The following is a 20724-nucleotide window of genomic DNA, read 5'->3' on the forward strand; positions in this document are numbered from 1 at the left end:
TTATTCAACAGGGCTTAGGTCCATGCGGGAACTTCGTCGCCAATGCGGAATCTTCAACGCATCGTTCCCGCCAGGCTACTCTCCCCCCACCACCTGCTGCCCTCTCGAACCCCTCCGTCTCTTCCGCGACGACACCTTACTATGCGCTCTCAACGTCTTCGCCACCCTGACCGCATGCCGCGGTCTCACAACCCGTCTCGCCCGGTCCGGAAACGGCGGCAATCCCGCCAACGCCAGCAGCCCATTATTAGACGCCTTGAACAGATTGAATCCCGGCGTCCTGTCCCGCCAGCTTCCCTCCGTCATCGCCACAAACAGAGCCGTATGGCTTGCCGGATGAATCGCTATGTACGTGACAAATCCCGCACCGCCGCCGGTCTTCTCGATCACATGATCCACGTCATCACTTCCGCCGAGGTGCATCCACCCGAGCCCGATCCCGCTCGGCCGACCCGCATGGTCTAGCCCGTACTGCCCGTGCAGGCTCGACGGCAGCATGTACACGCGCCGCGCACTCTCCGCCTGTGCAACGCCGCCCGCGCCAACCAGGTACTTCAAAAACCTCTCCATGTCCGCCGGTGTCGAGTACAACCCGCTGCTTCCCTCGGTCTGCTCCGTAATCGTGCACGGACCCTCATCATGCAACCCTGTCATCAGCTTCTCGCACTGCTTCGGAGTCGGGAAGAACGTCGTCTCCCACATCCCCAGCGGCGCCAGTGTCCGCTTTTGCAGCAGCGTCGCATATGGAGTCTTCGCTGCCGCGGACAGCGCATCGCTCAGCAGATCGAAGCCCACATTCGAGTAGTACGCCTGCGTCCCCGGAGTGAACTTCAGCTGCGCGCTCGCCAGCCAGTTCCACCGTGTGTCGTAGTTCGGATACGTGAAGTGCGGCGTATGCCTCGGCGCCACCCCGATTTCCCGCTCCAGCCCCGCCGTGTGCGTCGCCAGATCCTCGAGCGTGATCGGCGCATCGCGCTCCGGCACAATCGCCGCCTCGGGCGCATACTTCTTCAGCGGATCATCAAGCCGCACCGTCCCATCCGCCACCATCTTCGCCAGCAGATCGGTCGTGAAGATCTTCGTCAGCGAACAGATCCGCACCACCGACTCCCGCGTCGGAGCCGCGTGCGATCCCGGCACCGCCTCGCCATAACCGTGGAACACCGCGCGGTCTCCGCGCACCACCACCAGCACCAGGCCCGTCGCGCCTGAATTCGTATACAGCTCCGCCCCCAGCTGCCGCGCCTCATCCAGGTCGTGCAGCGACATCGTTGAGGCAGTCTGCGCAGCGGCAGAGATCGAGCTCAGCAAAAGAAGGAAGGCTGTCAGGAGGCGCATTTGTCTCCAGTGTAGGCTGAATCAACTTACTCCTGCACTGAATGTCAACACCGGGGTACCACGAAAGTTTCATCCGTCCCACCGCCCGAAACTAAAGCACCAAAACAAAATGCGGAAGGACCATCAGGTCCCTCCGCACTCCTGAACTTCCGAATCGCTTTATCCCTCGTAGTTCAGCGACTCAATCCCCAGATAAACCGCACCGGCGCCCAGCTCTTCTTCGATCCGCAGCAGCTGGTTGTACTTCGCAATGCGATCCGTGCGGCTCACTGAACCCGTCTTGATCTGCCCCACACCCGTCGCAACCGCGAGATCCGCGATAAACGTATCCTCGCTCTCGCCCGACCGGTGCGACATCACCGACGTATATCCATAACGCCGTCCCAGCTCTATCGCTTCCAGCGTCTCCGTCAGGGTACCGATCTGGTTCACCTTGATCAGAATCGAGTTCCCAACGCCCTCTTCGATTCCCTTCTGCAGGCGTTTCACATTCGTCACGAACAAGTCATCGCCGACCAGCTGGATCTTCTCTCCAAGCTCATCGGTAATCTTCTTCCAGCCGTCCCAATCGTCTTCGGCCAGGCCGTCTTCAATCGACACAATCGGATACTGCCGCGCCCAGTCCGCCCAGAAGTCCACCATCTGATCGCTGGTCAGCTCGCGCTTGTCGCTCTTCTTGAAAACGTACCTGCTCTTTTCCTTGTCGTAGAACTCGCTCGACGCCGGATCCAGCGCAATCGAGATCTGCTCGCCCGGCTTGTACCCAGCCTGCGTAATCGCCTCGAGAATCAGATCCACCGCTTCCGTGTTCGACTTCAGCGACGGCGCAAACCCGCCCTCATCGCCCACTGCCGTGTTGTACCCCTTCTTCTTCAGCACACTCTTCAGCGTGTGGAACGTCTCCGCCGACCAGCGCAGCGCATCGCTGAACCGCTCCGCGCCCACCGGCATAATCATGAACTCCTGAAAGTCCACGTTCGAGTCCGCATGCGCTCCGCCATTCAGCACGTTCAGCATCGGCGTCGGCAGCACGCTTGCGTTCACACCTCCGAGGTACCGGTACAGCGGAACCTCCAGTGTCTGCGCGACCGCGCGAGCCGCCGCCAGCGAAACCGCCAGAATCGCATTCGCGCCCAGCTTGCCCTTGTTCGGCGTCCCATCGAGCGCAATCATTGTCTGATCGATTAGCCGTTGATTCGCCGCGTCCATGCCTTCCAGCTCCGGCGCAATTACGGTCTCCACATTCGCAACCGCTTGCAGCACGCCCTTGCCCAGGTAGTGGCTCTTGTCGCCATCGCGAAGCTCAACTGCCTCGTGCTCGCCGGTTGAAGCACCCGAAGGCACAATCGCGCGGCCAAGCTGCCCGCTCTCAAGAATTACATCGGCCTCGACGGTCGGATTCCCTCGCGAATCCAGAACCTCGCGTGCCCGAATTGCCATAATCTCAGTCATTTCAGTCCTCGCTATGCGGTGCAGCAGCCGGTCGTTCAGTTTCGGACGTCGATCCACGGCAACGGCCTCACCGGCAGCGCTCTGAATACTTTCCAGAAGCTGATGCGCGTGCTTCAAACCTTCTCCGTCCGCACAATTTAGTGTGAAGAAATTAGGAAGTAGTTCCGTTCGGATTCTAGCAAACCGCCCTCCTTCGCCCCTTGTGGCCACTGTCACACCGACAACCCCACACCGCCCGAGCTGTGCCCCGTTCACCGCGCTGTTTGCGATGAGCGGGATCACCTTCCTCTCCGCATGTGAGGTTCGCACCACCATCAACCGCTAACTCGCCAACTCGCTACGGCGCGAAGCGCCGCTAACTCGCTAAACGATTCAGAACCTTTCCCTACAAACGGAATCCAGCTAAAGTTATCTCTCTTGATTCGTACTCCCCAAGGCACCCTTCTACCCTCGCCTTTTGCTCCGCGAAATACATCACGCTAGCATGAAATGGACGGCCCTTCCCGAGACAGCCGAATTACCCGCCCCGCCGCAGAACAATTCCGCGCCGCCCGGGTCTAAGCACCAAGGGGAGTACCGCCCGACATCTCATATTGGGGAGCAAACGGATGAATCGGCCACTTCTAGCTTGCGCATTTTTCGCACTCGCCTCCACTGCGCTCGTGGCTCAGGACGCCACCCAATCGCAATACTCTGGAACCTCGAATCCGCCTCCCGATGACACCATCATCACCACGGAGCAGCAGGCCCCCGTCGCCAAGCCGTCCCCTGCTCATCCCATGACGCAAACCCAGCCCGCCCCAGCGCCCATGAACGCTGCCCCGCGCGCCAGCGGCACTGATCACGACATCGTCACCGCGCCTCCGCTGAATACCCGCGCCTCCAGCTACGACCCTGACAGCGACATCGTCCACCCGGCCGCACTTCCCCCTGGCACGATCGGCGAAGGCACCCTCATCCGCATCAAGCTTCTCGACGAGCTCTCCAGCAACCTCTCTGAAAAAGGTCAGCCCTTCCGCAGCCGGGTCGCCACCGACGTACTTCAGAACGGACAGGTCGTCATCCCTGCCGGCGCTGAGATCGATGGCCGCGTCGCAGACCTCTCCACCGGCCACCTCGGCGGACACGGCTCCATCCTCCTCGAGCCTGAAACCGTCACCCTGGAAAACGGCAGCAAATTCCGGCTTCACGCCATGGTCGCCTCCACACCCGGAACCAACGCGCGCGTCAACTCTGAAGGCCTCATCACCCCTGGCTCGCGCCTCAAGCGTGACGGCATCGAATACGCCGGCGTTGGCGGCGGCGGCATGGCTGTAGGCGCAGTGCTCGGCGGACCCGTCGGCATGCTCGCCGGTGGCATCGTCGGTGCTGGCGTCGTGACCGCTCACCTTCTCCAGAGCCATCCGCAAACAACCTTGACTGAAGGCTCCTACCTGATGCTCACCGTCACCGAACAGGTCCAGCTCGTCCCCGCCACTCCTCAAGGCAACTAGCCAGATCGTCTCAAAACAAAAAGGCGCGGTTTCGACCGCGCCTTTTTCATCCTGATCGCAATTCGTTCAGACCAACTCTACAATCAAGTCGGCACCGCAACTTCCACTGTCATCCCGAGCGAAGCCGAGGGATCTGAAGTTCGCGCTCCGTGTCCACACAGACCTTCCCGAAGCAAGAAGCCTCAGGGCACGACTTTCACAGCCTGCTGAAAAGGCTCGAGTCAGCACGGTTTTGAAGGGGCACGGATTTATCCGTGCCGCAAACTTCCCAAAATGAGTTCCGGGGCTTTAGCCGCTGAGGGATGTTCCTCGCGTCCTGGCATTCACGAAAAGCGTTTTTCAGCAAGCTGTTTCAGTCGTGCCGCACAAGTGCAACAAAACACTTCTGGGGTTTAGCCCCTGCTTCAATGATTCCCTCGAAACGGTTCACATGCGCAGACACTGCAGCCCTCTGCACCTCTCGACACGGGAGCCGACCCGTGCGCTCCTACTTCCCTTCGCTCGCTGGCGTCCCCATCGGCAGCCAGATCGAAAACGCCGTTCCGCTCTTCCCGGCCGTCTGCCGGCTCCGTACCCGCAACACAGCCCGATGTTTCCGCAGAATCTCCCGGCTCACCCACAATCCGAGCCCCGTTCCCTTTTCCCCTTTCGTCGTAAAGAACGGCTCAAAAAGCCTCTTCTTCGTCTCCTCGTTCATGCCGGATCCACTGTCGGCGATCGAAACCAGCACCCCCGGCTCCCCGGTGCGAGGATTCGCCTGATCGCGTGTTTTCAACATCAGACGTCCCCCCGGCTTCAGCGCATCGAACGAATTCCCAATCAGATTCGCAAACACCTGTCGGATCTCCGACCCAAAACACAGCACCGGTTGGCTGTCTCCATAATCGCGAACAATCTCCACCCCCAGGCTCTTCATGCGCGGCGTATAAATCGCCGCGGAAGAATCCAGCAGGTTCGACAGCTTCTCGCGCTCGGCCCCATGCGGCTGCCGATTGAACCGCAAAGTATGCGTCACTATATGTGACACCCGCGCAAGCTCCTGCTGCGCCGACTCGCTAAACGCTCTCACCATCTCATCCGTCGAATTCTGGTTGATCAGATACAGCAGATTGATCACCGCCTCCAGCGGATTATTGATCTCATGCGAAATCGACGTCGCCAGTCTGCCAACCAGCGCCAGCTTCTCGCTGCGAATCAGAGCCTCCCGCGTCTGCTTCAGCGCAGTCACCTCTTGCGTCACTCCATCAAACCGGATCGGCCTTCCGCTCTCGTCGTAAGCCGTCCGGCCAGTCGCGCGAATCCATTTCTGCTTCCCTTCCAGAGAAATCGTCCGGTACTCGACGTCGTAATTCGTATGGTTCGCAATCGACTCTTCAATCGCCCGCTTGGTCATCTCCCGATCGTCCGGATGAATGCACCTGTAGAAGAGCTCGATGTCGACATCCGCATCCGGCGCCAGCCAGAAATGCTCCTTCACCCGCTCATCCCAGATCAGCTTGTCGAACGGCAAATCGCAGAACCAGTACCCAATGTCCCCTGCCCCGGTCGCGAACTCGAATCGCTCTCGTTGTTCCGCCGCTAACTTGCTCGCGTTCTTCTGGTCCGTAACGTCCAGAACCACGCCCATCAATCGCGTCCCGCCATCCACCACGCGGCCCTTGGTATAGAAGAACCTTTCCCCGCGCAGCGGATGCTGATAGCGATACTCAACCTCCAGCGACCCTGACCTGCTCGCCCCCGACATCGCCGCAAACACATCCGCCTTATCCGCCGGATGAAGACGTGATGCCCAAGTCTCCTCAATCTCCCGGTCGCTCGCCTTCGGGTCCGTTCCGAACATCTCGTGCAGTTCGGGCGACAACACGCGCGTATTCGCCGCTCCGTCCCACTCCCACGTCCCTACCTGCGCAGCCTCATGCGCCAGTCGCAGGTGCTCTTGCGTTGCCTCTAGCGCTCTGCGGATCAGGACCCGATCCGTCAGGTCCACTGCATGAATGAAGATGCCCTGCAGGCCGCCGTTCTCATCCAGCATCGGCTGGCAGACAAAATCGAAGTACCGGTCCGTCAACGTCCCCGTTTCAAACTGCAGCAGCGGAACCTTGTATTCCCGCCCTACAAAAGGCCGCAGGGAACGCGCCACCTCCTCGACGATCTCGTAGACGCCGGTTCCCTCAAATTCAGGAATTCCCTCTCGAAACGTCTTGCCCAGTAGCTGGTCTGCCGACAGTCGGCCGGTAACCCGAACCGCCATGTCGTTGACATACGAACACCGAAGTTCCGGCCCGCTCAAAACTGCAATCGCCGCAGGCGCGTGCGCCAGCAGCTCTTCAAGGTTTGGCTGCCCCGCATTCTGTGAAGCAATGGATTTCGGAAGGCTGGATCTGGAGGACTTCTTCTGGGCAGCTCCGCTCGAGGTTGTTGCCATTTCGTGAGTGCTCCAGGTGCAGTCCAGGTGCGGTAGGCGGAACGGCTGCGTTGCAGAATCCTTCGGGCGTCGCAATGGCCGTGGAAAGATGCAGCTAGATGTGAAGATACGATGCGCCGCTACCAGTCAGAGTTGCACCAGCCCGAGCCAACCCCGTCGCCTGTGTAGCCGCTCACCCTGCTACACTCCCACTTGCCCGGAGGTGTCAGGTGTCAGACATTCAATCAGTGGCCGTCATCGGTGCTGGAACCATGGGATCCGGCATCGCCCATGTATTCGCGAAATCCGGCTATCCCGTCACGCTCTGCGACGTCCAGCAGAGCTTTCTCGACCGTGCCCTGGCCTCCATTCGCACCAACCTCGGCCGCGAAGCCGCCAAGGGCAAACTGCCCGAGAGCGACATCGACCCCACGCTCGCCCGCATCACTCCGGTCATCTCCATGGACTCCCTCGCCACCACGGATCTCGTAGTTGAAGCTGCGCCGGAACGCTTCGATTTAAAAGCGGATGTCTTCCGCAAGCTCGACAGCATCCTCCCTGAATCATCTATCTTAGCCACCAACACCTCATCCATCTCTATAACGAAACTCGCCGCTCTCACGCGCCGCCCCGGCCAGGTCATTGGCATGCACTTCTTCAATCCTGTGCCAGTCATGTCCCTCGTCGAAGTCGTCCGCGGCATGGCAACCAGCGACGCAACCTTCACCGCCGCCCGTGGTTTATCCGTCAAACTCGGCAAAACTGCCGTCGAGGTCAACGACGCTCCGGGCTTCGTCTCCAACCGCGTCCTCATGCCCCTCATCAACGAGGCCGCCTACGCCGTCATGGAAGGGGTAGCCACCGCCGAATCCGTCGATCAGGTATTCAAGCTCGGCATGGCCCATCCCATGGGCCCCCTCACCCTTGCAGACTTCATTGGTATAGACGTTTGCGTCGACATCCTTCGCGTTCTACATGAAGGTTTCGGCAACCCCAAATACTACCCCTGCCCTCTTCTCGTCCGCATGGTCGACGCCGGCTGGCTCGGCCGCAAATCCGGCCGCGGCTTCTACACCTACAATCAGAGCTGACCTCCTCGTAGAATCGGGTGCCCCAGGTCTCCCGATTCTGGAGACCTGGGATCTCCATAAACAAGCTCTGTGGGTGCCCCCGTCCCTCGCCCTTGGGGACCGGCGAGACTCTTCACCAAGCTGAGTAGACCTGGAATCGACATGAACAAGCTGTGCCCCATTCATCGCACAGCCTCACCGTGCGATGAGTGGGCGAACGATCTGAAAGCTGAGAGCTGAAGGCTGAAAGCTAAGAGCTATTAGCTAGCAGCCCATCACCTCTTCGGCGCCACCAGCGACAGCAGCGGCAACCCCGCCGCAATCACATACGCCCCACTCATTCCCCAGTTCATCCACTTCTTCCCCGGATGACGCACCCAGAAACACAGCAGCGCCGACAGCAACACCGCCTGCGGCACAACCTCCAGCCACCCCCGCATCTGCAGCAGCGCAGGCGTCGTCGTATAGATGAACCCCTCCAGCGACCCACCCGGCGCAGCAAATGTCCCAAGGATCCCAATCCCGATCAGCATCCACGCCATCACCAGCCATCCGTCTTTCTTATCGAACAGCCTGTCCCTCAAGAGGTAGAAAATCGAAGCAAACAGAATGCCGCGGAACACCTGCAGCGGCGCCCCCAGCGTCACCCACAACGTCGTAGTCTGCCGCAGCCCTGAGTCGGGTGCGCTGATGATCGCTTCATAATGCAGAAACTTGTAAGCAAGCAGCCCACACACGAAATAAGTAATCGTGTGGCACACCACCGTCTTCGTCGCCAACGGCACAAATCGAACCCGCGAGTCTTCCATGCGCAGCCCTCAAAATTTTCAGGATGCGCCGAAGTATACGCTCAGCCCTCTCGATTTCACTGTGACCGTCGGGTGCCTGCCATGGTGAGAAGGTACAAGCTAAGGCCTGGTATCCAAATTGAGGGTGGTCCCGGTTCCTCTGCTGATAAGTAGGAGACGAGGACCCTCGATGCCAGCGCAGTCGTACCTTAGAGTTTGTCCGCAGCAAGAAGCGTCAGGGCACGACTTCAGTCGTGCCAGCATCTCGCCAGTTGAACCGAGGGCTTTAGCCCCTGCCTGCCGGGTACCCGAACGGAGACTGTGCCCCATTCATCGCACAGTTCTATCGTGCGATGAGTGGGCGTGTTCTGAAAGCTGAGAGCTGATAGCTAAGAGCTAGCTCTCAGCCCCTTCAGCACCTTCGCCGTCGTCACCACCTGCCCCACATGCCGCATCGTGTGATCCGCCACATGCACCAGCGCTCCACCCACCGACGTCGGCAGCTGCTTTCTTCCCACGCCGCGAAACGCATTCATATCCGCACCCGCCAGCGCCCTCACCCGCTCCGAAGCACTCGCAAACGAATCCTTCACCTCATCCAGCAGCGCCGACAACGTCTCCCGCTCGTCGTGCTGCGGCCCAACTTCTTCGCTCTTCAGCTTCGTCAACTGCTCCGTTGAAAGCTGCCCACCCTCCGCGTACGTCAGCAGCCGATCCACCGACCGCGCAATGTGCCGCAGATGAAAAGCGACTGGCGGAAGCTCCAGCGGCAGCGTATGAATCTCCACATCCGTCAGCCCTTCCGTCCACTTCGTCAAATCATCCATCGCTAGATCGAACGCATGCAGCACCGCCCGCGCCACCGCCGGCACATCGCTGTGACTTCCGCTCAGCCACGGCTCTACATAAGGAACAGAAGCAGTATGAGTGCTCATAGGGAACCTCCTCGACCAAAATCACGAACGCCGGCAATACCGCCGGACCTTGTCTGCCTGATTGAATCCGCTGACTTGCGGATCCGCTAAAGCCTCGTAGCGGCGCTGATTCGCTGCTTGCATTCAGGGAAACGAGTGAAAAACACCTCTGAACCGAGCTTCAGAGAATTGCAACGGCTACGCGTTCTGCTTCACCCGCACAACCGTGATCTTCTCGAACCCTTCGTCAAACGCCGGAGCCTTCAGCTTTTCCGCCATCTTCCGCATCACGTCTTCGCTCACCATCCGGTCGCGCGAGCGGTTCCGCTCCAGGCAAACTTCCAGCGGCACATCGAAAAACACCGCCTGCACCTCGTACCCAAAGCTCTTCGACATCTTGATCCACTGCCGCCGCTCGTGAACCGACAAGTTTGTCGCGTCCACATAATTCCACGGCATCTTTGCGATCAGCCTCGCTCGCAGCAGCGAGCGCAGCGTCGAAAACACCAGGCCTTGAAATTTCTGCTCCTCTACATCGTCGAACAGAATGTTCCGCAGCAAGTCGCTCGACAGCGGAGTCACGCCTCTCCGCCTGAACCACGTCGTCTTCCCCGACCCAGGCAGCCCGATCGCCAGCACCACATATCCTCGTGGCGCCTTATCGGCCTTCTCCGTTTGCGCCTCCGGCAGCACCGAAGGTGATTCCGGCTGCGTCTCCACTTCCAGCCGCCCCGAACCCGCCGGCTCGTTCCATTCCGCCCGTTGCGGCTCCCTGAAGTTGCTCTGCGCTTCGCGCGGCTGTCTCTGCTCTCTCTGCTCCCGATGTTCGCGCTGCTGCGTCGGCTGCCGATCCTGCCTCTGCTGCGTCCCCGCGCCTTGAGTCGACTTGGGCCCCGCGCTCGCCGCCTGAATCTGCCCCACAGGCTCATCCAGATACGAAGGCACCAGAGGTCGCGGCTGATTCTGCGGGATTTCCTGCCCGATCTTGCCAGTGGATTCCGAATTATTCACGCCGCGTCTTGAACGTCGTCTCATGCCTCTCCCGTACCCTTGCATACCGGGATATCACACAGAGCAAAGCCCCTGCAAACTGCGTGCGGTCCATCACATACAGTCCCGCATCAGGATCGCAAACTAGCGTTGAGCGCATTTTGGTCCGGGGTACCGCTGTTACGCCCCATTCATTTTGTTCTTGTTGACAACTCTGTTAGCCTGATGAGTTTGGTGGATTGCTTGGCCCACGCCGGTTTGCCATCACTCACAACCCACATCTTTGAACCACCGATAACGAAGGAGAATCACGCATGGCAGTTAAGGTTGGCATCAACGGCTTCGGCCGAATTGGCCGCAACGTTTTGCGCGCCGCCCTCGGCAATCCCGAGCTCGATTTTGTTGCCGTTAACGACTTGACCAGCCCCGCCACTCTGGCCCACCTGCTCAAGTACGACTCGGTTCTCGGAAATCTGAAAAACGAAGTCACCTCCGGCGACGACTTCATCTCCGTCGACGGCAAGAAGATCAAGGTCTGGGCTGAGCGCGATCCCGCGAAGCTCCCCTGGGCTGACGTGGGCGCCCAGGTCGTCATCGAGTCCACCGGCCACTTCACCGACGCCACCAAGGCAAAGGCCCACCTCGGCTCCACCGTCAAGAAGGTCATCATCTCCGCTCCCGCCACCAACGAAGACATCACGCTCGTTCTCGGCGTCAATGAAGACAAGTACGATCCGGCGAAGCACAACGTCATCTCCAACGCCAGCTGCACCACCAACTGCCTCGCCCCCGTCGTCAAGGTCCTGATCAAGGAAACCGGCATCGTCTCCGGCATCATGACCACGATCCACAGCTACACCAACGATCAGGTCATCCTCGACTTCCCGCACAAGGACCTCCGCCGCGCACGCGCCGCTGCCCTCTCCATGATCCCCAGCTCCACCGGCGCCGCCAAAGCCCTCAAGCTGGTCATCCCTGAGACCGCCGGCAAGCTCGACGGCTTCGCCATCCGCGTCCCAACACCCAACGTCTCCATCGTTGACCTCACCTACATCGCTGAAAAGGCCACCGACGCCAAGGCCGTCAACGCAGCCCTCAAGGCCGCCAGCGAAGGCGAGCTTAAGGGCATCCTCGGATACGAAGAGCACGAGCTCGTCTCCTCTGACTTCAAGGGCGACAAGCGCTCCTCCATCGTCGACTCCCTGCTCACCAAGGTCGTCGGAAACTCCGTCAAGGTCCTCAGCTGGTACGACAACGAGTGGGGCTACTCCAACCGCGTAGTCGACCTCGTCGGCTTCCTCGCCAAGAAGGGCCTCTAGTCCAACCTCAATCTGGGTGCCCCAGGTCTCGCTTCTGAGACCTGGGACCGGATCTCTGAAACTCCCATGCGATCGAACATCACCGGCGGATCACCCTTCGAGCCCATCATTGGCTTCTCCCGCGCCGTGCGCATCCGCAACACCATCCACGTCGCTGGAACCGGCCCCGTCGGCGCCGACAACGAAGATATCACCACCCAGACCCGCCGCGTCTTCCAGATCATCGAGAAAGCCCTGGCTGACGCCGGCGCATCTTTCAACGACGTCGTCCGCACCCGCATGTACCTCACCCACGTAGAAGACTGGGAAGCAGTCGGCCGCGTTCACGGCGAAATCTTCCGCGACATCCGTCCCGCCGCCACCATGGTCGTCGTCGCAGCCCTACTCAATCCCAATTGGCGCATCGAAATCGAAGCAGACGCGGTCGTCCCTAGTCCCTAGTCCCTGCGTCCCTCAGTCCCTAGAAAGGTTCACCATGTCCAAGCTCTCCATCCGCGACATCGAACTCCGCAACAAGCGTGTCTTCATCCGCGTCGACTTCAACGTGCCGCTCTCTGAAGACGGCTCGACCATCACCGACGACACCCGCATCGTCGCCACCCTGCCCACCATCGAGTACGCTCTTCGCCATCACGCCAAGGTCATCCTCGCCTCCCACCTCGGCCGCCCGAAGGGCAAGCCGAATCCGAAATACTCGCTCCGCCCCGTCGTCGACCGCCTTCGCGAACTCCTCGACAAGCAGATTGGCGACTCCATCAACGTAGCCTTCGCGCCCGACTGCGTCGGCGAAATTGCAGAAGAGATGTCGCGCCAGCTCGAGTCGCGCCAGGTCCTCCTCCTCGAGAACCTCCGCTTCCACGCCGAAGAAGAAGCCAACGATCCCGGCTTCTCCAAACAGCTCGCCTCGCTCGCCGAGGTCTACTGCAACGACGCCTTCGGCTCTGCGCACCGCGCACATGCTTCGACGGAAGGCATCACCCACTTCCTCAAGCCCTCCGTTGCCGGCCTCCTGATGGAGAAGGAAATCACCTACCTCGGCAAGGCTCTCGAAAACCCCGAAAAGCCTTTCGTCGCCATCATCGGCGGCTCTAAGATCTCCGGCAAAATCGACGTCATTCAGAATCTCCTCGACAAAGTCGACACCCTCGTCATCGTCGGCGGCATGGCCTACACCTTCTACCGCTCCAAGGGCGTCGCCACCGGCAAGTCCCTCATCGAAGAAGACAAGATCGACCTCGCCAAACAGACACTCGAAAAGGCCAAGGCCAAGGGTGTCAACCTCCTTCTTCCCGTCGACAACATCCTCGCCGACAGCTTCTCCAACGACGCGAAAACCAAGCCGTGGGACACCTCGAAAGACTTCCCCTCTGACTGGCAGGGACTCGACATCGGCCCCAAGTCTGTCGCCGCCATTGAAGATGTAATCTCCCGCGCCCGCACCATCGTCTGGAACGGCCCCGCAGGCGTCTTTGAGTTTCCCAACTTCGCCAAGGGCACCAACGCCATCGCTCGCGCCGTTGCCGCCAACAAGGCAGCCACATCCATCATCGGCGGCGGCGACTCCGTCAGCGCTATCAACCAGGCCGGCGTAGCCGACCAGATCACCCACATCTCCACCGGCGGCGGCGCCTCCCTCGAATTCCTCGAAGGCAAAAAACTCCCCGGCGTCGAAGCCCTCACCGACAAATAAACATCTGATGCCCACGGACACCTCTTCAGTCCGTGGGCATCAGCAAGTGAGCCATCTCGAAGCCGCATAGCGTCAGGGCACATGCGGGCGTCTCCTCACAGTCCAGTGTTCGCAGCCCGCCCGCTAACTCGCCAACTTGCTACGGCGCGAAGCGCCGCTAACTTGCTAAAAGACTAAGAACCAGGAGACTCACGTCGAAAACTATGCCCCATTCATCGCACAGCTTCATCGTGCGATGAGTGGGCGTTTCCTCCTCGCGCCAACCACGGCCCGAATACGTTATCCTCCCCCTAGGAGCCGCACCATGGACATCCTCGCCGAGGCGCTTATCGCCTTCGCTTCCCTCATCGCCTCTTCCCTCGCCGCACTCATCTCTCTCGCTATCCCGCGCCTCCGCCCCTTCTCCCTCGCCATCCTCATCACGCCCCCAGCCGCCGTCTCCCTCTACTACATCTGTGGACTCATCCCCAACACGTCCATGGCCTGCGGACCCGACCTCATGTGGGGCAACTGCTCCAGCACCCGCGCCGAATTCACCGGCTGGGCCATCTGGCTCGTCTGCTCCCTCTGTGCCATCGCCGTCGGCTTCTGGGGACAGCGCCTCCTTCAGCGCGCCTTGCGCACCTGCTTCAACTCCGCCCCCATGGGCATCTTCCGCAACCGCCCGCGCTGGAGCCGCGTCGGCTCCTACCCAACAGATTCCAACTCCTGATAGAACTCCCCCAATCTCGCAAGAACTGCTAACCAGCGCGCCACGTCTATAGAACCCAATCAATCCCAATCACCTGAAAGGAAGAATCAGCGTGGGCTACTACACACGCGTCCTCTCCAAGCACGAAGACTTTCCCTCTCTCGAAGAGTTGTCCCAATTGCTCGCCGCCGAGCATCCATCCGTCGAACTCACTGTTGAAGAAGGCGACGAAGACGACTGGGAGACACTCCTGCTCTCCGGTCACGGCGAACTCGAGATAGCGTTGCTCGAGCGCAACCCCGTCAGCGATGGGTCGATCGGCCAGGACGAAATTGCCGAGTTCACTGAAGAGACGGCCGACTCGAAGCCTGAAAGCGGCGTCGCATGGCTCCACGAATTCCTCGCCGAAACCAAAACCATCTATGCCTTCCAACATCTTGTTGGCTCTGAAACTGAGGAAGGCCTCGCCGCGCTCCACGCCGTGCGCAGTTTCCTGTGGCAGCGCGGCGACTCCATCATTCAGGCCGACATGGAAGGCTTCACAAACGAAGACGGCTACCACATCGTCTGGCAGTTTTCTGATACCGTCTCAGGCGCGTGGAACATGGCCGTCCTGCAGGATGACACCTGGCACCACTTTCAGATGGATCTTGGCGATCCGGACCAGCGAGAAGCATTCTTTCGCGGCGAAGTACCTCCAGACGCCTCCCAAGTGCAACTCTCCAGAGGAAGAGAATAGCCGCACTTGATCTCTATCCTTACCTCCCTCGCCGGACGCTCCCTACTTCCTACTCACTGATCCCTGCGCTCTCCCCTTGCCCTCCCTCTCCGATCGGCTCATAATCCTGTACCGGAAAAGAAATGCCGATGCGAGATGTGCCGCAAGCGGCGTCTCTCTCCAGGTATTCGATGGCCCGCAACATTCTCGTCGTCATCGGTGCAGCGCTCCTCTCCATTGGCGGAATCGGCATTGTCGCCGGTCTGGTCTGGCTCACGGCAACCCACGTCCGCGGAACATTCCCCACGATCCTCGATGCCCATAGCGAGTCGCTCCTCTACTTTCTTCCCGCTCTGCTTCTCACCATTGCGATCGTTGGCGCCTGCTTCGTGGCCAGCGCTCTCGCCCTTCCCACACGGGGGCAGCGCTCCGCCCGCAATCTGCGCCACACGCACTTCCACGCCTGACCAGCTCCGACCTCTCTCGCCGTTGCGCGCATCTCGTCAACCGCCCTTCCTTGCCTTCAGGCCTAAGTACCTGATTCAGAAAGCCAAAAACTCTCCCGCCGTTTGCAGTCAATTAGGCGCCAAAAATCCATAATGGATACATGTTCAGAAGCAGATCTGCGCTGGCCGAAGCATTGCACCGCCGATTCGGGCCACTCCAGAGCTAACTCCCTTCATTTGGATACACTTACAGCTAAGTCCAATACCGAGATACACTTGGCGGCCACCCACTGCCGCAAGACGTTGAGAAGAGGACACTTGCTTCTTGGGTATATAGGGAGGGGGCGGGGGTAGGCAAAATGCCACATGCAACCCTTTTGTTGCATTTTATCGATCGCGCTTCAGCCCTCACCTCTGACGCGCCGATCACGTTCGGATCCGCCCGGCAGCATTGTGCTTTCGATCACAGAGACGTGGTTTCCCTCCGATAAAATCATCTCGAGGACTCCACACAACATGTCACGTAAGAAACTTATTGCTGCCAACTGGAAGATGTACAAAACACCTTCCGAGGCAAAGGCCTTTGTCGACGCATTCCTGCCCACTGTCGCCGGATACACCCGCGACGAGATCGCCCTCTTCCCATCGCCCGTTCTCCTGCCCACCGTCATCGAAGCGGCCAAGGGATCCAGCGTAGCCGTCGGCGCGCAGAACATCTACTTCGCTGAAGAAGGCGCTTTCACCGGCGAGACCTCCATCCTCCAGCTCAAAGCCGTTGGCGGAACCCACACTCTCATCGGTCACTCCGAGCGCCGCCAGTACTTCGGCGAAACCGACGAGATCGTCAACAAGAAGCTCCACACCGCGCTCAAGCACGGCATCGTTCCCGTCGTATGCATTGGCGAAGTCCTCGCCGAGCGCGAAGCCGGCCAGACTGAGCAGGTCCTCAAGACCCAGGTCACAGGCGCCTTCGCCGGAATCACGCCCGAGGCCGCCGCTCCCATCGTCATCGCCTACGAGCCCGTCTGGGCCATCGGCACCGGCAAAACCGCCACGCCCGAAATGGCAGTCGATGCCCATCGCATCGTCCGCGCCGAAGTCGCCAAGCTCCTCGGCAGCGATGTCGCCTCAAAGATACGCATCCTCTACGGCGGCAGTGTCAAGCCCGACAACGCCACCGCCCTCTGCAGCCAAGAAGAAATTGACGGCGCCCTCGTCGGCGGCGCCAGCCTCAAACCCGACTCCTTCCTCGCCATCGTCAAGTACTAGTCTCATCCGCGTCGCACCCACAACCCTGGGTGCCCCATGTCCGGGTCCCCGCGAACAGGTCTTCGTTCGCGGGGTGGAGATCTCGATTCTGAGACCTGGGAGACAAGAATGATGGGTGCCCCATGTCTCCCGACTTTGGAGACATGGGAGGCGAGAAGCCAGGCGCAGCGAGGAGCTAAAACCGAGCAGTTCTACAGACGTCAACCCACTCTCTCCCCGCGACGCTCGTAAGTCTCTCATTCCGTTCCGAAAATTCCTCTCGCCCATTTTGCAGTTTCAGTGCACGCAAAAGCGCACACTAGTCTCATGATCAAACTTCGCTCTTCACGAACCCGCTTGTCACACCGAAGTGTTGGGGAATGCAGCTTGGCGCCGAAGCCTTCCGGCAGGCGGCTTGTCGCGCCGGAGCTTCAGCGCAGGTGGAAGAAAGGGGAACATCCGAATCAAATACAATCTCGATCCGCACCTAACCCGCTCCCGCAGAGGAATAAGACAGAAAAGTACGCAGAAATAAAAACGCAAATAGGGGATGGGTTCCGCAGCTGAGCGCCCCCAGCCTTAGGAAATATGCCCCCGATCAAAGACTTAGACACGAAGCGCCTGGTGACACTTGCTCTCGTCGACCTAGATACTCTTCCCGTTCTTCAATTTTCGTCACACAGGAAGTACGCTCCGTATCCGAGAGAGCCGGCCTGATTTTCACGAGTCCACTCATCCCGCACATGTATCTTCTGTACTACGGCCTCAACTCCATCAGCCGAAAAGAACGGAGACTTCCCCAATGCCTCTGCCCAACGACGACCGTGTAGTTGCACTTGCCAACGACCTCCTCGCCCAGTTCCACAAGATCTTCGGACCGCACCCCGGCTTCCGCCCCGCGCACGCCAAAGGACTCATGCTCAGCGGAACCTTCAAGCCCGCAGCGGCTGCGAAGTCTCTCACCAGTGCTCAGCATATCCAGCGCGAATCCACGCCCGTCACCGCGCGCTTCTCAAACTCCACCGGCATTCCCGAGATGCCCGACAGCAAGCCCGACGCCAACCCGCGTGGTCTCGCCATCCGCTTCAACCTCGCCGACCACGTTCACACGGACATCGTCAGCCACTCTACCGACGGCTTCCCTACCCGGGACGGCTATGAGTTTCTCGAATTCCTTCGCGCCGCAGCAGCCAGCGGCCCTGAAGTCCCTTCGCCCAAACCGATCGAGCAGTTCCTCGGCACGCATCCCGCCGCGCTCCGCTTCGTGCAGACACCCAAGCCCTTCCCATCGAGCCTGGCCCGCGACACCTACTTCGGCGTCACCGCATTCAAGTTCACCAACGCGGCAGGAGAAACGCGCTACGGCCGCTATCGCATCGTTCCGGAAGCCGGCAATGACTACATCTCCGGCGAAGAGATCGTCCGCGAAAATCATCACTATGAAGAGCTCGAGCATCGCGTGAAGCAGTCGCCTGTGCGCTTCAAGATCTACGTTCAGATCGCCGCGCCCGGCGACGTCACCGACGACGCCACCATCCACTGGCCCGAAGATCGCGAGCTCGTCGAATTCGGAACCGTCGAGCTCACCAGTGTTCTGCCCGACAGCCTCGTGCAGCAGAAGCACATCATCTTCGATCCCATCCCCCGCGTCGACGGCATCGAGCCCTCCGCCGACCCGCTCCTCGAGCTCCGCGCCGCCATCTACCTGCTCAGCGGCCGCGAACGCCGCGCCGCCAAAGCCTGACAGCGCTCTTCTGTTCAACCCAACATCGTGGGTGCCCCATCCTAAACCGCGCTTTTGCGGTTTAGGGTGGGAACAAGATGGTTCTGGTCTCTGTTCTCTGTTTCTCTGCTCTCTTAGTCGACCATCACTTCACCCGGCAGAATCGGCCGCGTGCGCGGCAGCGCACCGTTGTAGGCAAATGATCCCATCAGGAACAGCAGTCCGGCATAGATGACCAGCTTGATCAGACTGCCGGTACGCGTCAGCGGCAGCGTCTTCCAGAGAACCAGCAGAACTGTCTGTGCCGTCGTCACAGCCCAGACCGAGCCGTAGAAGTAGCGGCGCTCGATACCCTCGCCTTTCGTCGACCTGCCCACGCGCGGCAGCTTGCCGAAAGCTCCGAGCAGCAGAATGAAGATCGCCAGCGGGAAATAGACATACTGGTAAAGCTGCTTCATCGTCCACACGCCTGTGATGACGGCGATCATCAGTCCCGTGAGATTGAGCAGGGCGAAGTTCAGCACCGCGTTCCAGGCGAAGGTATAGCAGACCTTGCGGTAGAGCGGATTCGGTCGATCCTCATCGAAGCGAAGGATGTACGGCGCAGGTTCGCAGCCCGGAAGCTGGCCCCGAAGTCCTGCGATTCCCGTGCCGATCAGCACAAGCGCCAGCCAAGCCCCGTTGGCCTTGCTGAATCCGTGCGCAAACAGGCTGAAGACCAGCGGACCCGGCGCGAGAAAAAAGACCCAGATCCAGATGGGCCAGTGAAGAACGCGGTAATAACCCTTGTTGCGGGTGCGCATCTTGCGGGCGTCCGCATATTCAATCCTGCCGCTGTATCGCATGTGGCGAGTTTTTCAAAGACGATGGCGAGACGTCAAAGACCGTCGAAAGGAAAGCGAAGAGCGATGAGTAATCGCGATAGAAACTCTATACCGAGGCCGGCAAAGCGCTTCTGCCTTTGCCGGCCAGGATGTTCGGCACTTGCGTTACTTCGCTACAGGCTTGTACCCGGCCCCACCCGCCTTCTTCATTGCCGCCTGCCCTTCTTCAACCGACATCAACGGAGTTGTCTTCACCGTCTTGCACGATCCGCCCGCGCTGATCGCCATCGCAAACGCCGCCGCGCTCACATTGTCCGGCAGATCCACAACAACCACCGTATCGTAGTCGCCGAAGCACAGCCACGCGCCCTTGAGCGAACCTCCAAGCTTCTCCACTACCTTGCCGACCACCGCTGTCCGATCTTGCGGCTTTTTTGCCAGCGCCGCCACTGCCTCTGAGTTGTACGAAACCTGCACGAGATAACTGGGCATGATCTCTCCGTCCTTTCACGCGAACCTGTCATTGATTTTGGGGGAGCGCACGAAGTATACGCCTGACATCCCGCTGCGGATATTGAAATCTCGTCACGCCAAAGCGAGGCCGGCGTTTACTTCTCGCGCCTCGTGCGCCACCCATTCTTTCAGCCCTGCGGGCTCCAGCACTCGTACGGAAGCACCCATGCCCAGAACGAAAAATCGCGCCATCCCCTCGTCGTCGAAGTCCACCTCGAGCGCTACTCGCCCCTCTCCAGTTCGCTTCGCCCACTCCCGCGATGCCTCACGTGTCACGCACCACGACTGGATCCGTCGCACGCTCTCCGGCTTCAGCGAAAGCACGGTTCGGAAACTTGCCCTTTTCCGATCCAGTTCCGCCGTCGCCGCCTTCCAGTGCTCCGCCAGATCGAATCGCGCCGGCCGCTCAAACTGGACCGCCAGCAACGTCACCTTGCGCATACGCGACACGCGGAATGTTCGCATCCCTTTGGCGGTGCGCGCCACCAGGTACCAGCTCAGGCCCTTCGACACCAGCCCCAGCGGATCCACCGTCCGGCTCGACTCCTCTCCGTCCGCCTTCGTGTATTCAAACGTCAGCTTCCGGTCCCGCGAGACCCCCTCTTGCACCGCGGCCAGCATCGAGATGTCCTCGCCCGTATCGCGCCACCCAGTCGGATCGACATGGAGCCGCTGCTGCATGTGCGCCGCCTTCGCCTTCATGGAGTCAGGCATCGCGGCCATCAGCTTGTTCAACGCACTCTGTGCCGCCGCAGCCATCCGCGGATTGCCCAGGCTCCGAGGCTGCGCCATCAGCAGCGCACGCAACTCGGCTTCATCGAGGCTTGGCACCTGCGTCCGCCAGCCCTTCTCCAGTTGCCAGCCTCCCTGAGCTCCTCGAACAGCCGAAACCGGAATGCGTGCGGCGCTCAGAGCTTCCAGATCGCGATGGATCGTTCGCTGCGAGACCTCCAGTTGCTCCGCCAGTTCACGTTCAGTCACCTGCCCGCGCGCTTGCAGCAGCAACAGCACTGACATCAATCGATCCGCTTTCATGGCTGGGGCATTTTCCTCAACAATTCAAACTTCTCACATCAAATATGACACTCTTTGTCATATTCGCC

At 60.1% G+C, this 20724-nt stretch carries 19 protein-coding genes; 10 read left to right on the plus strand and 9 right to left on the minus strand.

Annotation, left to right across the window (positions count from 1 at the left end):
• Positions 1-75 precede the first annotated feature (75 nt).
• Together ampH and eno are read right to left on the minus strand one after the other, a co-directional pair.
• On the minus strand, positions 76-1338 hold the full coding sequence (ampH, locus tag DHV10_RS04565; protein ID WP_109485086.1) for a D-alanyl-D-alanine-carboxypeptidase/endopeptidase AmpH: 1263 nt from the start codon (positions 1336-1338) through the stop codon (positions 76-78).
• Positions 1339-1497: 159 nt separating this feature from the next.
• Entirely contained in the window at positions 1498-2790 is a 1293-nt protein-coding gene (eno, locus tag DHV10_RS04570) for a phosphopyruvate hydratase (RefSeq protein WP_109485711.1), read from the minus strand.
• 608 nt (positions 2791-3398) lie between these two features.
• On the opposite strand from eno, the gene DHV10_RS04575 reads away from it, so the two are divergent.
• Positions 3399-4283 carry a hypothetical protein gene (locus DHV10_RS04575; protein ID WP_109485087.1) on the plus strand — a complete coding sequence of 295 codons (885 nt, stop codon included), beginning with the start codon at positions 3399-3401 and terminating at the stop codon, positions 4281-4283.
• Between the two features lie 487 nt (positions 4284-4770).
• Here DHV10_RS04575 and DHV10_RS04580 read toward each other — a convergent pair whose 3' ends face one another.
• A complete protein-coding gene (locus tag DHV10_RS04580) occupies positions 4771-6708 on the minus strand; it encodes a PAS domain-containing sensor histidine kinase (RefSeq protein ID WP_109485088.1) in 1938 nt (645 codons plus the stop codon).
• Between the two features lie 209 nt (positions 6709-6917).
• Here DHV10_RS04580 and DHV10_RS04585 point away from each other — a divergent pair, with 209 nt between their 5' ends.
• A complete protein-coding gene (locus tag DHV10_RS04585) occupies positions 6918-7778 on the plus strand; it encodes a 3-hydroxyacyl-CoA dehydrogenase family protein (RefSeq protein ID WP_109485089.1) in 861 nt (286 codons plus the stop codon).
• A gap of 254 nt (positions 7779-8032) precedes the next feature.
• Here the strand turns inward: DHV10_RS04585 and DHV10_RS04590 are convergent, their stop codons facing one another.
• From DHV10_RS04590 to DHV10_RS04600, 3 genes are all read right to left on the minus strand, one after another.
• Positions 8033-8566 (minus strand): hypothetical protein, encoded by a 534-nt coding sequence (locus tag DHV10_RS04590; protein ID WP_109485090.1) that lies wholly within the window; start codon positions 8564-8566, stop codon positions 8033-8035.
• A 368-nt stretch (positions 8567-8934) separates the two neighbouring features.
• Positions 8935-9480 (minus strand): DinB family protein, encoded by a 546-nt coding sequence (locus DHV10_RS04595; protein ID WP_109485091.1) that lies wholly within the window; start codon positions 9478-9480, stop codon positions 8935-8937.
• 177 nt (positions 9481-9657) lie between these two features.
• Positions 9658-10494, minus strand: a complete 837-nt coding sequence (locus DHV10_RS04600; protein WP_109485092.1) for an ATP-binding protein — start codon at positions 10492-10494, stop codon at positions 9658-9660.
• A 269-nt stretch (positions 10495-10763) separates the two neighbouring features.
• On the opposite strand from DHV10_RS04600, the gene gap reads away from it, so the two are divergent.
• The 8 genes from gap to DHV10_RS04640 all read left to right on the plus strand — a co-directional run bounded on the left by gap (position 10764) and on the right by DHV10_RS04640 (position 18305).
• On the plus strand, positions 10764-11768 hold the full coding sequence (gap, locus tag DHV10_RS04605; RefSeq protein ID WP_109485093.1) for a type I glyceraldehyde-3-phosphate dehydrogenase: 1005 nt from the start codon (positions 10764-10766) through the stop codon (positions 11766-11768).
• Positions 11769-11834: 66 nt separating this feature from the next.
• Entirely contained in the window at positions 11835-12209 is a 375-nt protein-coding gene (locus DHV10_RS04610) for a RidA family protein (RefSeq protein ID WP_109485094.1), read from the plus strand.
• Positions 12210-12243: 34 nt separating this feature from the next.
• Positions 12244-13458: a phosphoglycerate kinase gene (locus tag DHV10_RS04615; protein WP_109485095.1), complete on the plus strand. Its 1215-nt coding sequence runs from the start codon at positions 12244-12246 to the stop codon at positions 13456-13458.
• A gap of 304 nt (positions 13459-13762) precedes the next feature.
• A complete protein-coding gene (locus DHV10_RS04620) occupies positions 13763-14170 on the plus strand; it encodes a hypothetical protein (RefSeq protein ID WP_109485096.1) in 408 nt (135 codons plus the stop codon).
• Positions 14171-14261: 91 nt separating this feature from the next.
• Complete coding sequence (locus DHV10_RS04625) at positions 14262-14888, plus strand: hypothetical protein (protein ID WP_109485097.1); 627 nt, start codon at positions 14262-14264, stop codon at positions 14886-14888.
• A gap of 122 nt (positions 14889-15010) precedes the next feature.
• Positions 15011-15334: a hypothetical protein gene (locus DHV10_RS04630; RefSeq protein WP_109485098.1), complete on the plus strand. Its 324-nt coding sequence runs from the start codon at positions 15011-15013 to the stop codon at positions 15332-15334.
• 495 nt (positions 15335-15829) lie between these two features.
• A complete protein-coding gene (tpiA, locus tag DHV10_RS04635) occupies positions 15830-16582 on the plus strand; it encodes a triose-phosphate isomerase (RefSeq protein ID WP_109485099.1) in 753 nt (250 codons plus the stop codon).
• Positions 16583-17363: 781 nt separating this feature from the next.
• Positions 17364-18305 (plus strand): catalase family peroxidase, encoded by a 942-nt coding sequence (locus DHV10_RS04640; RefSeq protein WP_109485100.1) that lies wholly within the window; start codon positions 17364-17366, stop codon positions 18303-18305.
• Between the two features lie 113 nt (positions 18306-18418).
• On the opposite strand, the gene DHV10_RS04645 is transcribed toward DHV10_RS04640, so the two are convergent.
• From DHV10_RS04645 to DHV10_RS04655, 3 genes are all read right to left on the minus strand, one after another.
• On the minus strand, positions 18419-19129 hold the full coding sequence (locus DHV10_RS04645) for a hypothetical protein (protein ID WP_109485101.1): 711 nt from the start codon (positions 19127-19129) through the stop codon (positions 18419-18421).
• Positions 19130-19273: 144 nt separating this feature from the next.
• A complete protein-coding gene (locus tag DHV10_RS04650; protein ID WP_109485102.1) occupies positions 19274-19600 on the minus strand; it encodes a GYD domain-containing protein in 327 nt (108 codons plus the stop codon).
• A gap of 93 nt (positions 19601-19693) precedes the next feature.
• The gene (locus DHV10_RS04655) at positions 19694-20638 is read right to left on the minus strand and encodes a helix-turn-helix transcriptional regulator (RefSeq protein WP_239461283.1); all 945 of its coding nucleotides are present in this window, start codon (positions 20636-20638) and stop codon (positions 19694-19696) included.
• Positions 20639-20724 lie beyond the last annotated feature (86 nt).

It is taken from the genome of Occallatibacter savannae (genome assembly GCF_003131205.1).
GTDB lineage: Bacteria > Acidobacteriota > Terriglobia > Terriglobales > Acidobacteriaceae > Telmatobacter > Telmatobacter savannae.